19 protein-coding genes are annotated in these 17,809 nt (G+C 36.8%); 4 read left to right on the top strand and 15 right to left on the bottom strand.

Annotation, left to right across the window (positions count from 1 at the left end; all coding sequences use genetic code 11):
• Window positions 1-157: 157 nt before the first annotated feature.
• From lpdA to pdhA, 4 genes are all read right to left on the bottom strand, one after another.
• Window positions 158-1,570 (bottom strand): dihydrolipoyl dehydrogenase, encoded by a 1,413-nt coding sequence (gene lpdA / locus MHH45_RS23950; RefSeq protein WP_016116077.1) that lies wholly within the window; start codon window positions 1,568-1,570, stop codon window positions 158-160.
• Between the two features lie 5 nt (window positions 1,571-1,575).
• Window positions 1,576-2,862, bottom strand: a complete 1,287-nt coding sequence (locus tag MHH45_RS23945; protein ID WP_016131898.1) for a dihydrolipoamide acetyltransferase family protein — start codon at window positions 2,860-2,862, stop codon at window positions 1,576-1,578.
• A 92-nt stretch (window positions 2,863-2,954) separates the two neighbouring features.
• Window positions 2,955-3,932, bottom strand: coding sequence for a pyruvate dehydrogenase complex E1 component subunit beta (gene pdhB, locus MHH45_RS23940; RefSeq protein WP_000068166.1), 978 nt, complete (start codon window positions 3,930-3,932; stop codon window positions 2,955-2,957).
• A gap of 3 nt (window positions 3,933-3,935) precedes the next feature.
• On the bottom strand, window positions 3,936-5,051 hold the full coding sequence (pdhA, locus tag MHH45_RS23935) for a pyruvate dehydrogenase E1 component subunit alpha (protein WP_000536894.1): 1,116 nt from the start codon (window positions 5,049-5,051) through the stop codon (window positions 3,936-3,938).
• Between the two features lie 512 nt (window positions 5,052-5,563).
• Between pdhA and MHH45_RS23930 the strand changes: the two genes are divergently transcribed.
• Both MHH45_RS23930 and def read left to right on the top strand, forming a co-directional pair.
• Complete coding sequence (locus MHH45_RS23930) at window positions 5,564-5,713, top strand: YjcZ family sporulation protein (protein WP_018764787.1); 150 nt, start codon at window positions 5,564-5,566, stop codon at window positions 5,711-5,713.
• A gap of 192 nt (window positions 5,714-5,905) precedes the next feature.
• Entirely contained in the window at window positions 5,906-6,460 is a 555-nt protein-coding gene (gene def, locus MHH45_RS23925; protein ID WP_003199945.1) for a peptide deformylase, read from the top strand.
• Window positions 6,461-6,527: 67 nt separating this feature from the next.
• On the opposite strand, the gene MHH45_RS23920 is transcribed toward def, so the two are convergent.
• Complete coding sequence (locus MHH45_RS23920) at window positions 6,528-7,301, bottom strand: Cof-type HAD-IIB family hydrolase (RefSeq protein ID WP_016116079.1); 774 nt, start codon at window positions 7,299-7,301, stop codon at window positions 6,528-6,530.
• 594 nt (window positions 7,302-7,895) lie between these two features.
• On the opposite strand from MHH45_RS23920, the gene MHH45_RS23915 reads away from it, so the two are divergent.
• Entirely contained in the window at window positions 7,896-8,108 is a 213-nt protein-coding gene (locus tag MHH45_RS23915; protein WP_016116080.1) for a DNA-dependent RNA polymerase subunit epsilon, read from the top strand.
• A 3-nt stretch (window positions 8,109-8,111) separates the two neighbouring features.
• Window positions 8,112-9,779 (top strand): ribonuclease J1, encoded by a 1,668-nt coding sequence (gene rnjA / locus MHH45_RS23910; protein WP_003199940.1) that lies wholly within the window; start codon window positions 8,112-8,114, stop codon window positions 9,777-9,779.
• 50 nt (window positions 9,780-9,829) lie between these two features.
• Here the strand turns inward: rnjA and MHH45_RS23905 are convergent, their stop codons facing one another.
• The 10 genes from MHH45_RS23905 to MHH45_RS23860 all read right to left on the bottom strand — a co-directional run bounded on the left by MHH45_RS23905 (window position 9,830) and on the right by MHH45_RS23860 (window position 17,735).
• The gene (locus MHH45_RS23905) at window positions 9,830-10,495 is read right to left on the bottom strand and encodes a potassium channel family protein (RefSeq protein WP_003199938.1); all 666 of its coding nucleotides are present in this window, start codon (window positions 10,493-10,495) and stop codon (window positions 9,830-9,832) included.
• 87 nt (window positions 10,496-10,582) lie between these two features.
• Window positions 10,583-11,449: a cytochrome d ubiquinol oxidase subunit II gene (locus MHH45_RS23900; protein WP_016116081.1), complete on the bottom strand. Its 867-nt coding sequence runs from the start codon at window positions 11,447-11,449 to the stop codon at window positions 10,583-10,585.
• A 352-nt stretch (window positions 11,450-11,801) separates the two neighbouring features.
• The gene (locus MHH45_RS23895; protein WP_016116083.1) at window positions 11,802-12,260 is read right to left on the bottom strand and encodes a TlpA disulfide reductase family protein; all 459 of its coding nucleotides are present in this window, start codon (window positions 12,258-12,260) and stop codon (window positions 11,802-11,804) included.
• A gap of 74 nt (window positions 12,261-12,334) precedes the next feature.
• Window positions 12,335-12,883 (bottom strand): peroxiredoxin, encoded by a 549-nt coding sequence (locus tag MHH45_RS23890; protein WP_003199933.1) that lies wholly within the window; start codon window positions 12,881-12,883, stop codon window positions 12,335-12,337.
• Window positions 12,884-13,091: 208 nt separating this feature from the next.
• On the bottom strand, window positions 13,092-14,222 hold the full coding sequence (locus tag MHH45_RS23885; RefSeq protein ID WP_016116084.1) for an N-acetyldiaminopimelate deacetylase: 1,131 nt from the start codon (window positions 14,220-14,222) through the stop codon (window positions 13,092-13,094).
• A 154-nt stretch (window positions 14,223-14,376) separates the two neighbouring features.
• Complete coding sequence (gene dapD / locus MHH45_RS23880; protein ID WP_016131899.1) at window positions 14,377-15,099, bottom strand: 2,3,4,5-tetrahydropyridine-2,6-dicarboxylate N-acetyltransferase; 723 nt, start codon at window positions 15,097-15,099, stop codon at window positions 14,377-14,379.
• A gap of 71 nt (window positions 15,100-15,170) precedes the next feature.
• Window positions 15,171-16,007: a LysR family transcriptional regulator gene (locus MHH45_RS23875; protein ID WP_229161854.1), complete on the bottom strand. Its 837-nt coding sequence runs from the start codon at window positions 16,005-16,007 to the stop codon at window positions 15,171-15,173.
• Window positions 16,008-16,251: 244 nt separating this feature from the next.
• A complete protein-coding gene (cbpB, locus tag MHH45_RS23870; protein ID WP_003199926.1) occupies window positions 16,252-16,695 on the bottom strand; it encodes a cyclic-di-AMP-binding protein CbpB in 444 nt (147 codons plus the stop codon).
• A 249-nt stretch (window positions 16,696-16,944) separates the two neighbouring features.
• Window positions 16,945-17,136 carry an antirepressor AbbA gene (abbA, locus tag MHH45_RS23865; RefSeq protein WP_016116087.1) on the bottom strand — a complete coding sequence of 64 codons (192 nt, stop codon included), beginning with the start codon at window positions 17,134-17,136 and terminating at the stop codon, window positions 16,945-16,947.
• Between the two features lie 80 nt (window positions 17,137-17,216).
• Complete coding sequence (locus MHH45_RS23860) at window positions 17,217-17,735, bottom strand: ribonuclease H-like YkuK family protein (protein WP_016116088.1); 519 nt, start codon at window positions 17,733-17,735, stop codon at window positions 17,217-17,219.
• Window positions 17,736-17,809: the final 74 nt, after the last annotated feature.

Below are 17,809 nucleotides of genomic sequence, written 5' to 3'. Positions count from 1 at the left end.
ATGTAACTTCTATTAATAACATTATTCTTTCCCCCAATTCAATCCTCTATCTCATCCTAATAACTTTATTTCCTTCTAGCATGAAGATTAAAAAGGCTTACCTAACATAAAAAACCACCTTCTAATATCTAGAAAGTGGTTTTTTATCTATTTCATATTATTTTACAATGTGAATTGGCATTCCAAGAGCAACTTCCGCTGCTTCCATTGTGATTTCACCTAATGTTGGGTGAGCATGGATTGTTTGAGCGATATCTTCAGCTGTCATTCCAGCTTCGATAGCTAAACCAATCTCAGAGATAATATCAGAAGCGCCTGCACCTGCAACTTGTGCACCTACAAGAAGGCCATCTTCTTTACGTGTTACAAGTTGTACGAAACCGTCTGTGCTGTTTAATGATAACGCACGACCGTTTGCAGCGAATGGGAATTTAGAAACCGCTACTTCCATTCCAGCTTCTTGAGCTTGTTTTTTAGTGTAACCAACAGATGCTAATTCTGGATCAGTGAAGCATACTGCAGGAATTCCGATGTAATCGATAGCTGATGCATGTCCACTAATTGCTTCCACAGCTACTTTACCTTCGTAAGAAGCTTTGTGAGCTAATGGTGGTCCAGGAACGATATCACCGATTGCATAGATGTTTGGTACGTTTGTACGGCATTGCTCATCGATTTCGATGATACCGCGGTCAGTCATTTTAATTCCAACTTGCTCAAGACCAATTTCTTGAGTATTTGGACGACGACCTACAGTTACTAATACATAATCAGCTTCTACAGTTTGTACTTCGCCTTTTACTTCGAAGCTAACTTTTACGCCGTTTTCAGTTTCTTCAACGCCTTTAGCCATAGCTTTTGTATGGATGTTTACGTTACCTTTTTTCTGAAGAGCACGTTTAACAACTGTGCTCATTGCTTTTTCGAAACCAGCTAAAATTTCATCGCCAGCTTCTACTACAGTAACTTCAGTACCGAAGTTAGCATATGCAGTTCCTAATTCCATACCGATATAACCGCCGCCGATTACAACAAGTTTTTTAGGAATTTCAGGTAAGCTTAAAGCACCTGTAGAGTTGATAACGCGTTTAGAATATTTGAATCCAGGAATTTCGATTGGTGTAGAACCAGTTGCAAGAACAGCATTTTTAAACGTATAAGTTTGAGCTGCATCTTCAGTCATTACACGTAATGTGTTAGCATCTACGAAGTAAGCTTCACCGCGAATGATTTCAACTTTGTTACCTTTAAGAAGGCCTTCAACACCGCCAGTTAATTTCTTAACTACGCCGTTTTTCCATTCTTGAACTTTTGTGAAATCAACTGTTACGTTCTCAGCAGTGATACCCATGTCATCAGAATGTTTTGCATTCTCATAACGATGACCTGCATTGATTAATGCTTTAGAAGGAATACATCCAACGTTTAAGCATACGCCACCAAGGTTAGCTTTTTCAATAATTGCTACCTTTTGACCTAATTGTGCTGCACGAATTGCTGCAACATATCCACCAGGACCTGCACCAACAACGACTGTATCTAATTCAATTGGGAAATCTCCTACTACCATTGTTATTACGCCTCCATTACTAATAATTGTGGGTCGTTCAATAAACGTTTAATTTGGTTTAATGCTTTTTGAGCAGTTGCGCCGTCAATTAAACGATGGTCAAAGCTTAAAGATAATGCTAATACTGGAGCTGCAACGATTTCACCGTTTTTCACAACTGGTTTCTCAGCGATACGGCCAATACCAAGGATTGCTACTTCTGGGTGATTAATAACTGGAGTGAACCATTGTCCACCTGCAGAACCAATGTTTGTGATTGTGCAAGAAGCACCTTTCATTTCTGCTGGAGCTAAACGACCGTCACGTGCTTTACCAGCAAGCTCATTGATCTCGTTAGAGATTGTGAAGATAGATTTACGATCTGTATCTTTAACAACTGGTACCAATAGACCTTTGTCTGTATCAGCTGCGATACCGATGTTGAAGTAATGTTTATGAACGATTTCTTGAGAAGCATCGTCTAAAGCCGTATTCAACATTGGGAATTCACGTAATGCAGATGTTAAAGCTTTTACAACGTATGGAAGGTAAGTTAATTTAATACCTTTGTCAGCTGCAACTGCTTTGAACTTTTTACGATGAGCAACAAGTTCTGTTACATCTATTTCATCCATTAATGTTACGTGAGGAGCTGTGTGTTTAGAGTTAACCATTGCTTTTGCAATTGCTTTACGGATACCGCTCATTTTCTCACGAGTTTCTGGGTATTCACCAGCTGGAATTGGTTGTGCTTTTGGTGCTTCTTCTTTCGCTGCTGCTGGAGCTTCTACTGCTGGAGCTTCAGTTGCTACTACTGCTTGTCCACCATTTGCAAATGCATCGATGTCAGCTTTTACAACGCGGCCATTTTTACCAGAGCCAGCTACTTTATGAATGTCTACACCTTTTTCACGAGCGTACTTACGTACAGATGGCATAGCAATTACGCGCTCGTTTACTACTTCTTCAGCTGCTGCTGGAGCTGGAGTAGCTGCTGCTGGAGCTTCTGCTTTTGCTTCCTCTGCTTTTGGAGCATCGTCATGGTCGTCACCTTTAAATTTAAGGTTTTCGTATCCAGGAGCATCAAACTTAATTAAAGTATCTCCTACTACTGCAACTGTACCTTCTTCTACAAGTACTTCAAGTACTTTACCTTTAACTGGAGAAGGGATCTCTACAACTGCTTTATCATTTTGTACTTCAAGAAGTACGTCGTCTTCGTTTACTTCATCGCCTGGTTTAATAAACCATTTTACGATTTCACCTTCGTGGATACCTTCACCGATATCTGGTAGTTTAAATTCAAATGCCACGGAATTCAGCCCCCTGATTCATATCATTATTATGGAATAAGCACAAAAGAAATCAGCATGTGCTGATCTCTTTTGCACATGAAAAACTACAATTAGAAGTTCATTACTTTGTTAACAGCTTCAACAATATCTTTATGGTTTGGTAACCATACGCTCTCAGCTTGAGAGAATGGGAATACTGTATCAGCAGCTGCAACACGTACAACTGGAGCTTCTAAGTTTAAGATTGCACGGTCGTTAATTTCCGCTACAACGTTTGCTGCAATACCAGCTTGTTTTTGAGCTTCTTGAACAACAACTACGCGACCTGTTTTTTCAACAGAAGCAATGATTGTTTCGATATCTAATGGTTGAACTGTACGTAAGTCAACAACCTCTAAAGAGATACCTTCTTTTTCAAGTTCTTCAGCAGCTTTTAATGCAGCGTGAACCATAGCACCGTAAGCGATAACAGATACATCTGTACCTTCACGTTTGATATCAGCTTTACCTAAATCAATTGTGTATTCGCCTTCTGGTACATCTTGACGGAATGAACGGTACAATTTCATATGCTCTAAGTAGATAACTGGATCGTTGTCACGAATCGCAGAGATTAAAAGACCTTTTGCATCGTATGGAGTAGATGGAATAACAACTTTTAGACCAGGTTGTTGAGCCACTAATCCTTCTAAGCTATCAGCATGTAGTTCAGGAGTATGAACACCACCACCGAATGGAGAACGAACTGTTACTGGAGCAGTCCAACGTCCACCAGAACGGTAACGCATACGAGCTAATTGACCAGAAATTGAATCCATTACTTCATAAACGAAACCGAAGAATTGGATTTCTGGAACTGGACGGAATCCTTCAAGTGCAAGTCCAACTGCAAGTCCACCAATACCAGACTCTGCAAGTGGAGTATCCATTACACGGTCTTCACCGAATTCAGCTTGTAAACCTTCAGTAGCACGGAATACACCGCCGTTTACACCAACGTCTTCACCAAACACAAGTACGTTAGGGTCATTTTTCATTTCAACGCGTAAAGCATCAGTGATTGCTTGAATCATTGTCATTTGAGCCATGGCTTACTTCGACTCCTTTTCTTTGTAAATTTCATACTGTTCAGCTAAGTTGTAAGGCATTTTTTCGTACATGATTTCCATTAAATCAGTAACTTTTTGTTTTGGAGCTTGGTCAGCCTTAGCAATTGCTTGTTTGATATCTTCTTTAGCTTCTTCAATTACTTTCTCTTCTACTTCTTGAGACCATAGGCCTTTGTTTTCTAAGAATGCACGGAAGCGTACGATTGGGTCTTTTTGTTCCCATTCGTTTTCGATATCTTTTGTACGGTAACGAGTTGGGTCATCACCAGCCATTGTATGTGGACCATAACGGAATGTTAAAGTCTCGATTAAAGTAGGACCTTCGCCATTTACTGCGCGCTCACGAGCAAAAGCAGTTGCTGCGTATACAGCTAATGGGTCCATACCGTCTACTTGAATTCCGTAAATACCTGCTGCTACTGCTTTTTGCGCTACAGTTTTTGCTGCAGATTGTTTTTCTACTGGAGTAGAAATTGCATAACGGTTGTTTTGAACAACGAAGATTGCTGGAGCTTTGAATGCACCTGCAAAGTTCATACCTTCGTAGAAGTCACCTTGAGAAGCGCCGCCGTCACCTGTGTAAGTAATTGCAACAGATTTTTTACCACGTAATTTCATACCTAACGCAACACCAGCAGTTTGGATGATTTGCGCACCGATGATGATTTGTGGAGCAAGTGCATTTACATTTTCAGGCATTTGGTTACCCATGAAGTGTCCACGAGAGAATAAGAATGCTTGGTATAATGGTAAACCATGCCATACTAATTGTGGAACGTCACGATATCCTGGTAAGATGAAGTCTTCTGCTTCAAGTGCGAAATGACTTGCTAATTGAGAAGCTTCTTGTCCAGCTGTTGGTGCGTAGAAACCTAAACGTCCTTGACGGTTTAAAGAAATAGAACGTTGATCTAGTACGCGAGTATACACCATACGGCGCATTAATTCTTTTAATTGATCATCAGTTAATTCAGGCATTGCTGCTTCATTCACAACTTCGCCTTTTTCATTTAAAATTTGTAATGTTTCAAATTGAGCTGCGATAGCTTTCATTTGCTCATCAACATTAAATAGGGTCTTTTTTGTTTTAGTACCCATTCCGTTCACCTCTTCCTCTCTTGAACCATATTCTGAAACGCTTTCACTAGCAATTAGCTAGAAAGAAAACGCAACCATGTAAACCGACAGGAAACCTCGCCGGTTGAGAATAATTTTGTGTACCTAACAATCTGTACTAATGTTTTTTCAGAAACATATTAATACAATCTTGATCACGTTTTTTAGTTTACAACTATTCTAATCACGATGTCAATTACTTTGGTTACGTTTTTTTTATGAATAACATTGAGGTTTCTACTGTACATAGGTGTTTTCATTTTCACATCTGTATTAGTAAGCAATAACCTACTGTTATATTATTCCCTTTTTAACCATCTTTTCATCGTAGAATAATATGTAAACGATTAATTCTTCTTAGTTTTTCTCTCTTTACAACAAAAATATGCAATCACTTCTTCCTTTTCTAGGCGAATGTCTATACACTCCTAATCACTCTCCCATACATTATAATAACCGCAGTGTTAGCGGGAAATGATGAAGGAGGTCATCTCATGTACGGATACACATATTGCTATCCAACTTGTTCATATCCTTCCTATGGCTATGGAGGTTCTTGCGGAGGAGGATCCGGACGCGGCTTTGCCTTAATCGTTGTATTGTTTATCCTTTTAATTATCGTTGGTGCTGCTTGCATTCGTTAATGTAAAACAAAACAACTATAGAAAGAAACAGGCGGCTATGCCGTCTTTTCTTTTTACTAAACGAACTCTGATGAAGAAAGTGCCGCACCCAGCATACTCTTAATTCGCCCCAATTATATATAGAGGCTATGTACTTTATCATGACTTTTTTCAGCTCCTTTGGTAGACTAAAGGAGAAAGGAGAGATTGTGAATGCTTACAATGAATGATGTAATTCGTGAAGGAAATCCCATTCTACGAGCAGTAGCAGAAGAAGTACCTCTGCCAGCAAGTGAAGAAGATATACGTACTCTTAAAGAAATGATCGAACTTGTAATAAACAGTCAACACCCTGAAATGGTTGAAAAATATAATTTACGTCCAGGAATCGGGATTGCTGCACCACAAATTGGCATTTCAAAAAGAATGATTGCTGTTCATGTTACTGATACAAATGAGACATTATACAGCTATGCTTTATTCAATCCAAAAATTATTAGTCACTCCGTTGAACGTACATACTTATCGGGCGGCGAAGGGTGCCTATCTGTAGATCGTGAAGTTCCCGGCTACGTTCCGCGTTACACACGAATCACAGTTAAAGCGACTACTATCGATGGTGAAGAAGTAAAATTACGTTTAAAAGGGTTACCAGCGATTGTATTTCAACATGAAATTGATCATTTAAACGGCGTAATGTTCTATGACCACATTAATCAAGAAAACCCTTTTGCATCCCCTGATGATGCAAAACCATTCGAAAGATAAAATAACAAAAAAGCAGAAGCTTTAGCTCCTGCTTTTTTTATAATGAAATGGTTCCCATACTCTTTTGTTACAATAAATGAGCCCACTGTAAGCCGTGAAGAATCCCATCTTCACTAACATCTTTCGTCACATAATTAGCAAGTTTTTTCAAATCCTCATGACCATTCCCCATCACAATACCTGTTCCTACCGCTTCAATCATCTCTAAATCATTTAACCCGTCTCCAAAAGCATAGACCTGTTCACGTTTAAATCCTAATTTCTCAATAAACTTTTCAATTCCCTTTGCTTTTGAACCACCATTTGGGATAATGTCCATCGAATACGCATGCCAACGAATAAAGTGAAAATCTGGATAATCATGAAGAAACTTTTCTTCTTCACCTGCTTGGCAAAAAAGAAGCGTTTGATAAATATCACGATTTTCATAAAAACCTGGTTCATATACTGGATGTTCAAACTGCAAACTTCCGAAACTTTCTTTTACATAATCATGATATTCTACTGTTGCCTTCATATCCTTATGATCTAAATAAACAAGCGGGTATCCCTCTTGCTTTGCAAATCTTGTAAATGTATGTAACGTATTAGGATGTAGCGGATTTTTAAATATAACCTCATCTTCAAATACAACATATTGGCCATTAAAACTCACATAATTATGAATATTAAGCTCATTACGAATATCTTCAAACATGAAAGGCGCACGCCCTGTCGCAATTGCCACATGTACTCCTTTTTCTTGCAACATACGCACGGCTTCTCTTGTAGATTGTAGAATTTTTTTATCATGATCTAGTAATGTTCCATCAATATCAAAAAAGACGATTTTATCATTCATTTTCAAAACCCTTTCTAGCCCTTCTATGTTCCTACCTTGACTATTTCTTTTCAAATCCTAAAAAAAAGTATAACATATTAAACATCTGTGAAGAAAGCGTTCACTTCCTAACCTTATTCGCACAATATGCATATACTATCAAAAGAACATTGATGTTTGTTTGAATGAATTTTCTTTTCTAATCTATCTCATACTATATTCATAACTGAGGGGCATACTGCCTGTGAGAGCCAAAAACGTAACATAAGATTACATCTGCACGAGCCAATAAAACCCTTGAATTATCCGGACAGCACTTCCCTCATTTCTCTTCTATGATTTCCTAGTATGTAGAGATGAAGAGTTACTACTGATAAACAAAAAATAAGTATGCATGTTTGAAATAAGGAAAGGAAGGAGTAATCATGCTGAAGAAGCTGAAGAAAAAGTTAAAACGATATTTAAACGATTTAGTCCGTAAAAAGACCATGGCTTAAATCGTGCCCATTTCGGGCTTTTTCTTCATTCTCATTCGAAAAAACATGAAAATCATGACTATTTGCTTTATAATAGGTAACAGATAATGCAAAACATAGACAAGGAGAGGTTTTCCCAATGATTTTTAAAGTATTCTATCAAGAAAAAATGACTGAGGTTCCAGTACGTGAAAATACAAAAGTTTTATATTTAGAAGCAGAATCTCAAAGAGACGTTCGTACAAAATTACAAAAGTTCGCATATAATATTGAGTTTGTCCAATCTGTTACTGGCGCTCATCTTGAATACGAAAAGCAAAATGCTGATTTAACATTAACGGAGATCGTATAATTTATGAAATTCCTAAAAAATGATCAGGCGGCCGTTTTTGCTCTTGGTGGACTCGGTGAAATCGGCAAAAATACATATGCTGTCCAATTTCAAGATGAAATTATTATAATTGATGCTGGAATTAAATTTCCAGAAGACGAACTTCTCGGAATCGATTACGTGATTCCTGATTACACTTATTTTGTACGAAACGAAGATAAAATTAAAGGGTTATTTATCACACATGGTCACGAAGATCATATCGGTGGAATCCCTTATTTATTACGCCAAGTGAACATCCCAATTTATGGTGGGAAATTGGCAATCGCCTTAATTAAAAACAAGTTAGAAGAGCACGGATTACTTCGTAAAGCAAAACTTTACGAAATTCAAGAAGACGATGTTATTAAATTCAAAAAGACATCTGTTTCCTTCTTCCGTACGACGCACAGTATTCCAGATTCATATGGAGTTGTTGTGAAAACACCGCAAGGGCAAATTGTTCATACGGGAGACTTTAAATTTGATTTCACACCAGTAGGGGAACCAGCAGATTTGACAAAAATGGCAGAAATCGGTAAAGATGGTGTCCTTTGTCTCTTATCTGATAGTACCAATAGTGAAGTACCTAACTTTACAATGTCTGAACGCCGCGTCGGTGATAGCATTCAAGATATTTTCCGCAAAGTGGAAGGACGTATTATCTTTGCAACCTTCGCGTCCAATATTCATCGTTTACAACAAGTTGTAGAAGCTGCTGTTGAAAACAATCGTAAAGTAGCTGTATTTGGCCGAAGCATGGAAGCAGCAATTGAGATTGGTCATAATCTTGGTTATATTCGCTGTCCAAAAGATACATTTATAGAAGCGTCTCAACTAAATCGCCTACCAGCTAATAAAGTTGTTATTTTATGCACAGGTAGTCAAGGGGAACCAATGGCAGCACTCTCTCGTATTGCTAACGGTACACATCGTCAAATTCAAATTATCCCTGGTGATACAGTTGTTTTCTCTTCTTCACCAATTCCAGGGAATACAGTTAGCGTAAGCCGTACAATTAATATGTTATACCGTGCTGGTGCTGATGTTATTCATGGTAAACTTTCAAACATTCACACAAGTGGACATGGTGGACAAGAAGAACAGAAGTTAATGCTACGTCTCATTAAACCTAAATACTTTATGCCAATTCATGGTGAATTTCGCATGCAACGTATGCATATGAAATTGGCAAACGATTGTGGTATTCCAGAAGAAAATTGCTTCATTATGGACAATGGTGATGTTCTTGCCTTACGTTCAGATGAAGCAAACGTTGCTGGAAAAATCCCATCCGGCTCTGTTTATATTGATGGAAACGGCATTGGTGATATTGGTAACATTGTACTACGCGACCGTCGTATTCTTTCTGAAGAAGGACTTGTTATCGTAGTTGTCAGCATTGATATGAAAGAATTTAAAGTTGCAGCAGGACCTGATATTATCTCTCGTGGATTCGTTTATATGCGTGAGAGTAGCGATTTAATCAACGATGCACAAACTTTAATTACTACTCATTTAGAAAAAGTAATGGAGCGAAAGACAACACAATGGTCTGAAATTAAAAATGAGATTACAGATACATTAGCACCATTCTTGTATGAAAAAACCAAACGCCGTCCAATGATTTTACCAATCATTATGGAAATATAAAAAAAGGACAATGCTTGCGAGCATTGTCCTTTTTTATTTCACATTATATCCTATCGTAAGAAGTGCTTAAAACGATTCACTTCATCATCATGACCAATTACAATTAAAATATCTCCTGATTGAATATTTTCTGTAGCTCGAGGAGAAACAATAACTTCCTTCCCTCGCTTAATTGCCACAATGTTTAATCCAAACTTCGCACGAATATCTAGTTCAATTAAAGAGTGGCCATCAATTTTTTTATTTGCGATAATTTCTACAATACTATGCTCATCTGAAAGCTCTAAGTAATCTAATACGTTACTTGAAGCAATATTATTCGCAATTCGTTTTCCCATATCGCGTTCAGGATGGACAATATGATCTGCTCCTATTTTAGTTAACACTTTTTCATGATAATCATTTTGAGCCTTAACAGTAATATTTTTCACGCCTAATTCTTTTAAAATAAGAGTCGTTAAAATACTCGCATTTAAATTGTCACCAATCGCAACAACTACATGATCGAAATTGCGAATTCCAAGGCTCTTTAAGACCATTTCATCTGTTGAATCTGCAATCACTGCATGCGAAGCAATATTTGCAAATTCATTTATCTTGTCTTCATCAGAATCAATTGCCATTACTTCCATACCTAATTGAGCTAATTCACGACAAATACTGCCTCCAAAACGTCCAAGTCCGATGACAGCAAATTCTTTCTCTTTCTCACTCACATGAATTCCTCCAATAACATCAAGTCCTGTCTACTTTTATTGTAGCATACTTTATATTCGCCACAAAGACTAGCAATCAACGTATACTTATTTTTGCTTTTGTATATAGAAATACTGCTGCAAATAAAATGCAATAATACAAATGAGCATACCAAAAACAAATATATTTCCAAACGAACTAAACGTTTGAAACACAAATAATAATGTTTCTTGACCAAAAAAGGCAAATAAGAGCTGTGTAAAAGCAAATAAGAGCGCCCATTTATAATGCTGTTGATGAAATAAATAATGAGTTGCTCCTAAAAATGCACAAAATGAAATAATAAATATCCACCAGGTCTCTAAAAACACTTGCCATCCTGCAAAGTTATATCCATTTACAACAAGTGCAATGATTCCAATGACTAACATCGTGGGAACACTCCAAAATAACGCTCGACTCCGAAAAAATCGAATCCCATTAAAATCACCTTTTTCATTTGCGCAATACGTTAAAAATGCTGTACTTATATACAGGACAGAAAGAATTGTTAATACGATGATTAACCAAAAATGTAACTGATTATATTCATGTTCTATATTCGTAACAATAGCTGCTAACATACTTGGAATCAGCATACCTGTCCATCCGTCAATTTTCCTTTCATTCCAAAACACAGCATTTCCTATTCGAATTCCTAAAAGCATAAAAATAGTGACACCAATTACAAATAATGTTGTCTTATTTCCAACTAGACTTGTCGAAAAGGCAATTAGACCAATAAATAAAAAAAGAACGAATCCATTCATAATCTCTAATACTGGTGATAAATAACCTTTCACCCATTTATATGTTTCTTCATATCCGCGTTTATTCGTTAAGCGATATGCGTAAAAACTTATCCCGAAATAAACTGCTGCAATAATAACATATGCGTATAAAAAGAAACACAAGATTGCACTGCCAATCTGCACCTGATTCCCCACCCTTTTTTCTATATATCACATTGATTTTACACATTTATCGCATAAAAAGTAAACTAAAACATACAGTTCCATTTCCTTCAGTAAGATTTTTATTTCTAAATTAGTATGTACAAGTCCCATTTCTCATTTATCCTACTATTTATAAAGTGAAATTTTAATCAATGGAGGTTGCTTCCCCCCACCTAACTTCATTACTTTCGCTGCATGTTGAGGTGGAGTTCTTACCACCCATGAATAGCGTAATAAAACAAAAACCTCCTAATGAAAAGGAGGCTTTGCACATATCAAAAGAAACTTCTCCTTCCAAGCCATCTAGCATGTAAAGAGAAAGCTTCCCATCTTATTCAGCTTCTTTTTCCGCTTCATCTAACACACGATTTACTCGTTTTGTTAGCATTTTCATTCCACTTCCACCTGCTTGGAAATGACGAAGCACACCATTTTTATCAAATACATAATAAGCTGGTACATATTGATTTTCAAATGCATCGGCAATCTTGTGTTGGTTATCCACCAAAATTGGTTGGGATATTCCGTGCTCTTTTGCAACTGCTTCCACTTGCTCAAGATTTAAATCTTCTTCTGAACGTGGCATATGAACTGCAACAACATTTAACTGCTCTTTATATTCATCACGGAATTTATTAATATCTGGCATTGCTTCTTTACATAAGTGACAACTAACTGACCAGAAATGAATAAGTGTTGGCTTTTCGCCAATTAGTGATTCACGTACTACTTCTCCATTTAACACTGTTGTTGCGCCGTCTAAAGAAGGCATTGGTTGACGTAATTTCATGATTTTCCCCCCTTACGAATGTAGAGAAAGGCCTAACAAAATATTGTTAGACCCTCCTATATTTCACAATAAAATTAAACGTTTAAAGTTGCTTGACCTGGTTTCCAGTTTGCTGGGCAAAGTCCACCAGTTTGAAGAGCTTGAAGAACACGAATTACTTCGTCAACTTCACGGCCAATGTTGTTGTGATGTACAACTTGGTACATTAATTCGCCTTCTGGGCTAATGATGAATAAACCACGAAGTGCGATACCTTCTTCTTCAAGTAATACACCGTAGTCACGAGATACTACATGGTTTGTATCAGCAGCTAGAGGGTATTTTAATTCACCTAAACCGTTTTTCGTACGGTCAGTGTTAATCCAAGCTAAGTGAGTGTGAATTGTATCAGTAGATACACCAATTACTTCTGCATCTAAATCTTCGAACTCATCATAACGATCAGAAAGTGCGATAATTTCTGTTGGACATACGAAAGTGAAGTCCATTGGATAGAAGAAAAGTACCGTCCATTTGTCCTGTTTCATAACCTCTTCAAGACTTACTTTACCAAATTCTTTGTTTGGCATAACAGCGTCCATTTCAAATCGTGGCGCTTGTTTTGCTACCATACGTTCTGCCATATGTATCAACCTCCGTAAATTTTTTATCATATATTGTCTACTCTTGTATTATATAAGAGGAATTAGTTTTTAGTCAATTTTATTTGATAATTATTATAAAATAACTTACTAACAACTTGTTCCTCCACCTACCATTATAAAGTATTGTGTTAGAATTACAAAAAAAATGCATCATAAATTATAATTTTCCACATAAAAAGAACAGGCTTTAACCCCTGTTCCCTTTCCATTTTACATATTGATTTAAAAACGAAATGGTTTGTTCGATTACCTCTTCTTTCGGTTGTAGCTTTGCATGATGTAAACCATATTCTGAGTCTACCCCAAGCCAAAACATAAATCCCGGGATATCACGAAGCATATACCCGAAATCTTCTCCTGTCATCGCCTCTGTACATGTAACAACATTCATATTCGTTTGCTCAGATGCAAACATCATAAACTCTTGCGTTAACTCTTCACGATTATATACTTGATGATACATTGCTCCATAATCAATAACAGCTTCACATTGAAATGCTGCTTCGATACCTGTGACAATCGCTTCTATTCTGCTCTTCACTCGTCTCATCGATTCAACTGATAGTGTTCGAATTGTCCCTTCTAGGCGAGACTTTTCTGCAATAATGTTTTGGACTGTACCACCTGTAATTTTACCAATTGTAATAACCGCACTATCAAGTGGATTCACATTACGACTAACAACCGATTGAAGCTGTGTAACAAGATGACTTGCCGCAACGATCATATCATTCGCAGTATGTGGATATGCTGCATGTCCACCTTTTCCTTTTAAATCAATATATAGTTCCGATGTATTTGCAAATAGTAATCCTTCTTTTGTTGCGATTGTCCCCACTGGATACTCTGGTGCGATATGAAGACCCAGAATGATATCAGGCTTCCACGCTTGTAGTTCTTCGCTTCCTAACATAGGTAAAGCGCCACCTGGTCCTTCCTCCGCTGGTTGAAAAATAACTACAAGGTTATCATCTATCCTGTCATTTACAACCGCTGTTAAGAGTCCTAATCCGATTGTAGCATGCACATCATGACCACATGCATGCATCATTCCTTCATGAATAGAAGCGAATTCATACCCAGTTTCCTCTGAAATCGGTAAACCATCAATATCTGCACGATAACCAATCGTTTTCTTTGGATTTCTGCCATTCACTTTAACGATTACGCCCGTTTTCCATGTTTTAACTTCAATATATTCCTTAGGAAGAGTATAAATATAATCTAAAATATATTGTTGTGTTTTCCATTCCTTAAATCCTAACTCCGGAATCTTATGTAAATCCCTACGAATTTGTACAAATTTACTGACTGTCATGTCTCCACCACCATTTATCTCGCTATTCGCGGGCAGTAAGACCTCCAACTCAAAATTCAGCAAAAGCAAAGAAGTTAGGTGGGTGATCAACTGCCCGTAAAAGTTTCACTTTATAAAAAGCGTAAGAGCTTATTTGCCCTTACGCTTTTGTTCTTTATTTTTCTGGGTTTAATTGACGAAGTTCTTGTTTAATTTCTGTTTTTGCTTTTGTCTTCTCATCAATTTCTTTAATAACACGAGCTGGTGTTCCTGCAACCACTGTATATGGGGGTACATCTTCCGTTACAACTGCACCTGCTGCAACAACCGCGCCTTTACCAACTGTAACACCTTCTAGGACAACTACATTTGCACCAATTACAACGTCATCTTCAACGATAACTGGTTTTGCAGAAGGTGGTTCAATTACACCTGCAAGTACTGCCCCAGCACCAACGTGACAGTTTTTACCTACTGTAGCACGTCCGCCAAGCACTGCATTCATATCAATCATTGAACCTTCACCGATTACTGCACCGATATTAATCGTTGCATTCATCATAATAACTGCATTATCACCGATCTCAACATGGTCACGAATAATTGCACCTGGTTCAATACGAGCTTTAATACCTTTTAAATCAAGCATTGGAATAGCAGAATTACGACGGTCGTTTTCAACAACGTAATCTACAACGTGCTTTTTATTGTCTTCAAGAATTGTCTTAATCTCAGACCACTCTCCAAATAAAACACCAGCTTTTTTATTTACAAATGCTTGTACTGTTTCAGGGAATGTTACTTCTTTTAAATCCCCTTTTATGTATACCTTTACAGGAGTTTTCTTCTCGCTTTTTTGAATAAACGAAATAATTTCGTTTGCATCCATCATTTTCATGCTTGTTGCCTCCTAAATCCATTTATAATGTTACTCTACCAAACGAAAGAGCTACTAGCAAGACAATAATCTTATTTTCCCATTTGAATTTCTTCTATAATATCTAAAAATGCTTGCACTTGCTTAAGTTGCCTTGCAGAATCGCTTGTCAATAACCACGTTTCTCGAGTCAATTTAACAGGCGTTTTATATGTCTTTTCTCTTACTTCTTTTAACACAGTAGAAGGCAACAGTGCATAACCAATTCCATTTAAAACGAGCTGCTTACATGTTTCAATTTGATCAACTACAATCGTTCGTTTAGGAGGATTAGAAAATAAACTATACCACCAATTTTGTATTTGTCCATAGTATGTGGAATCGCTTTTAAATTGTATAAACGGTCTGTTTGTATCTTTCAACATAGAAATATCTTTAATTTCTGTGTCAACTAAATACAGCTCATCCTCAAATAATTGCTGTTTATACCCTTTATATTCTTGTTTCCCTCGTAGTATAGCTACATGAACATCCCCTTCATAAAATTGCTTCTGTACTTCACTACTCCATCCTGTGAAAAGGGAAATTTTAACAAATGGATATTTTTGTACAAACCGCTTTAAAACAGGTGGTAACCAATATTGTCCAATCACAGATGCCACAGCTATCTTTAATGTCCCATATGTTTCCGTACGATAGATTGCTAATTCACTTTTAATTGCCTCTTCCCTTTGCAACATATCTTTCGCATAATTGGCCACTTTTTCCCCTTCTGGTGTAATTGTCAGGCCTTTTTGAGAACGGATAAAAAATTTCATTCCCCACTGTTTTTCCATTGATTGTAATCGTTGACTGAGTGCAGGTTGTGAAACGAATAAGCGCTCCGCAGCTTTTCTCATATTGGATTCCTGTGCTAAAACAACCATCATTTGAAAATCATCAATTTGCAACTTTCTCCCTCTTTCCTTATCTTACATGTAACCATCTAACCTCAATATATATGTTGCACTATTCTCTAACATGCGATATTTAATTTTTATTTTTAAGAAGCTTGGATAAATTGGCATTTCACTTAACCTTTTATACTTGTTGACGCTGTTCCCTATACACAATGGAAAAGAGACGCATGATAAAAAAGCGACTTCTTTTTTATTCGAAGTCGCTTACCCTTCTTTATCGATTATACTGTCTTACTTTTTTGTTCAACAATTTTAAAATAGCACGCCTTGTTAAAATTCCTTCAAAGTACCCGTCATTGTTTACAGCACAAATAAATGGATGATCAATTGTCATTTCTAACGCTTTAGCAAATGAATCTTCAAGTCCAAGATTCGGAATGTCCTTTTTCATTACATTCTCCACTTTCATATCCTCAAGCTTTTCAAATTCAATGCGTTCTAACCCTAAAATACCATCCAAAATCATCGCAGTACTTATTAATCCATGCAATTTATACATGGGATCTAAAACAGGAATTGCAGAATATCCAGACTTTACAAGAACAAGTAAAGCATGTTCTAAGCTATTTCCAATTTGAACATGTGCAACTTTTTCTGATGAAATCATTAAATCCTTTACAAGAACTTGTTGAAACTCATCTTTCGGAATACTAATCATTTTATATCCCCCACTTTTTCTCCCTTTTTCCTGCTAACATGATCTCCAATAGACTATTCATAAGAACCTTACTGTTCGAAGTTAATCATATCCACGGCTAAAAGTTTCACTTTATTTCCCATTTCTACTCATATCTTATGATAGCGTTTTCATATTATTATTTTGTCCTTATTTATTACAACAAAAAATAATGATACACAGTTCATTTTACCATAGAACACAAAAAAAAGACTACCTTTATGGTAGCTCTTAGTATCCTTCATTTTTTAATCGATTAAACAACCTTGTAATTCTTCTATATTGGGAAATATCCGCTTTTTTTAAACCAATTTCAATATCTGTAAGCTCAACAGCTAGAATTTCAGTAGCGTAGTTTTGACGAAATAAAATATCTAACAGCAAGCTTTTTTCTTCGTTTGTTAAAGTAACTTTCGTCTGCATATACTCCTCTCCTTATGCTTTTTTCTTATTATTTATTATATAAAATATCTGCTTAGTTTAATAGATAAAAATTCAGTTTTTTACTTTGTATATCGATTTGCATAACTAAAAGCTGCATAAGCATCAGGTTTAATTTTTGCAGTCAGCCCCATCGCCTTCACCTTCATTGTCATATCCGAAATAAATTCTTTTGTTAATCCATCATTTCCTATATCCAAGTGAATTTCCATTACAAATCCAGCTCCTTCATGAGCGTATGGATGTAAAATCTCCCATACCCGCCTTATATGTTCCGGTGTAAACAAACAGGCGACTTCTTGACTAAACTGTGTTTCTAAATATATTTTCTCACGTAAGGTAGGTGGTCTTTTATGTACTGCTTTATGTTTTAAACATCCCCATGCTCCTTTCCCAACACGATGAATGTGCACTGCCGTAATAAAACGAGTATATTTTTGATGTGCTTGTGAATCAGTTCCAATAGACAGTCGATATAAATTGCGTGGATCTCTTTTAATAAAATTACAGATGCGTGAGAACACCGTTTCAAAATTCATATTCCTCTCTGATACATTATAAAATGGATGCTCACCGTCCACATAGTCACGTCCCTTCGATTAGACAGACTTTTTGCATTCTCATTGTATGGGACAAAAGAGGAAAATATGACTTT

The organism is Bacillus sp. FSL K6-0042 (genome assembly GCF_038006685.1).
GTDB lineage: Bacteria > Bacillota > Bacilli > Bacillales > Bacillaceae_G > Bacillus_A > Bacillus_A pseudomycoides.
This window is presented reverse-complemented; position numbering and strand designations above follow the sequence as displayed.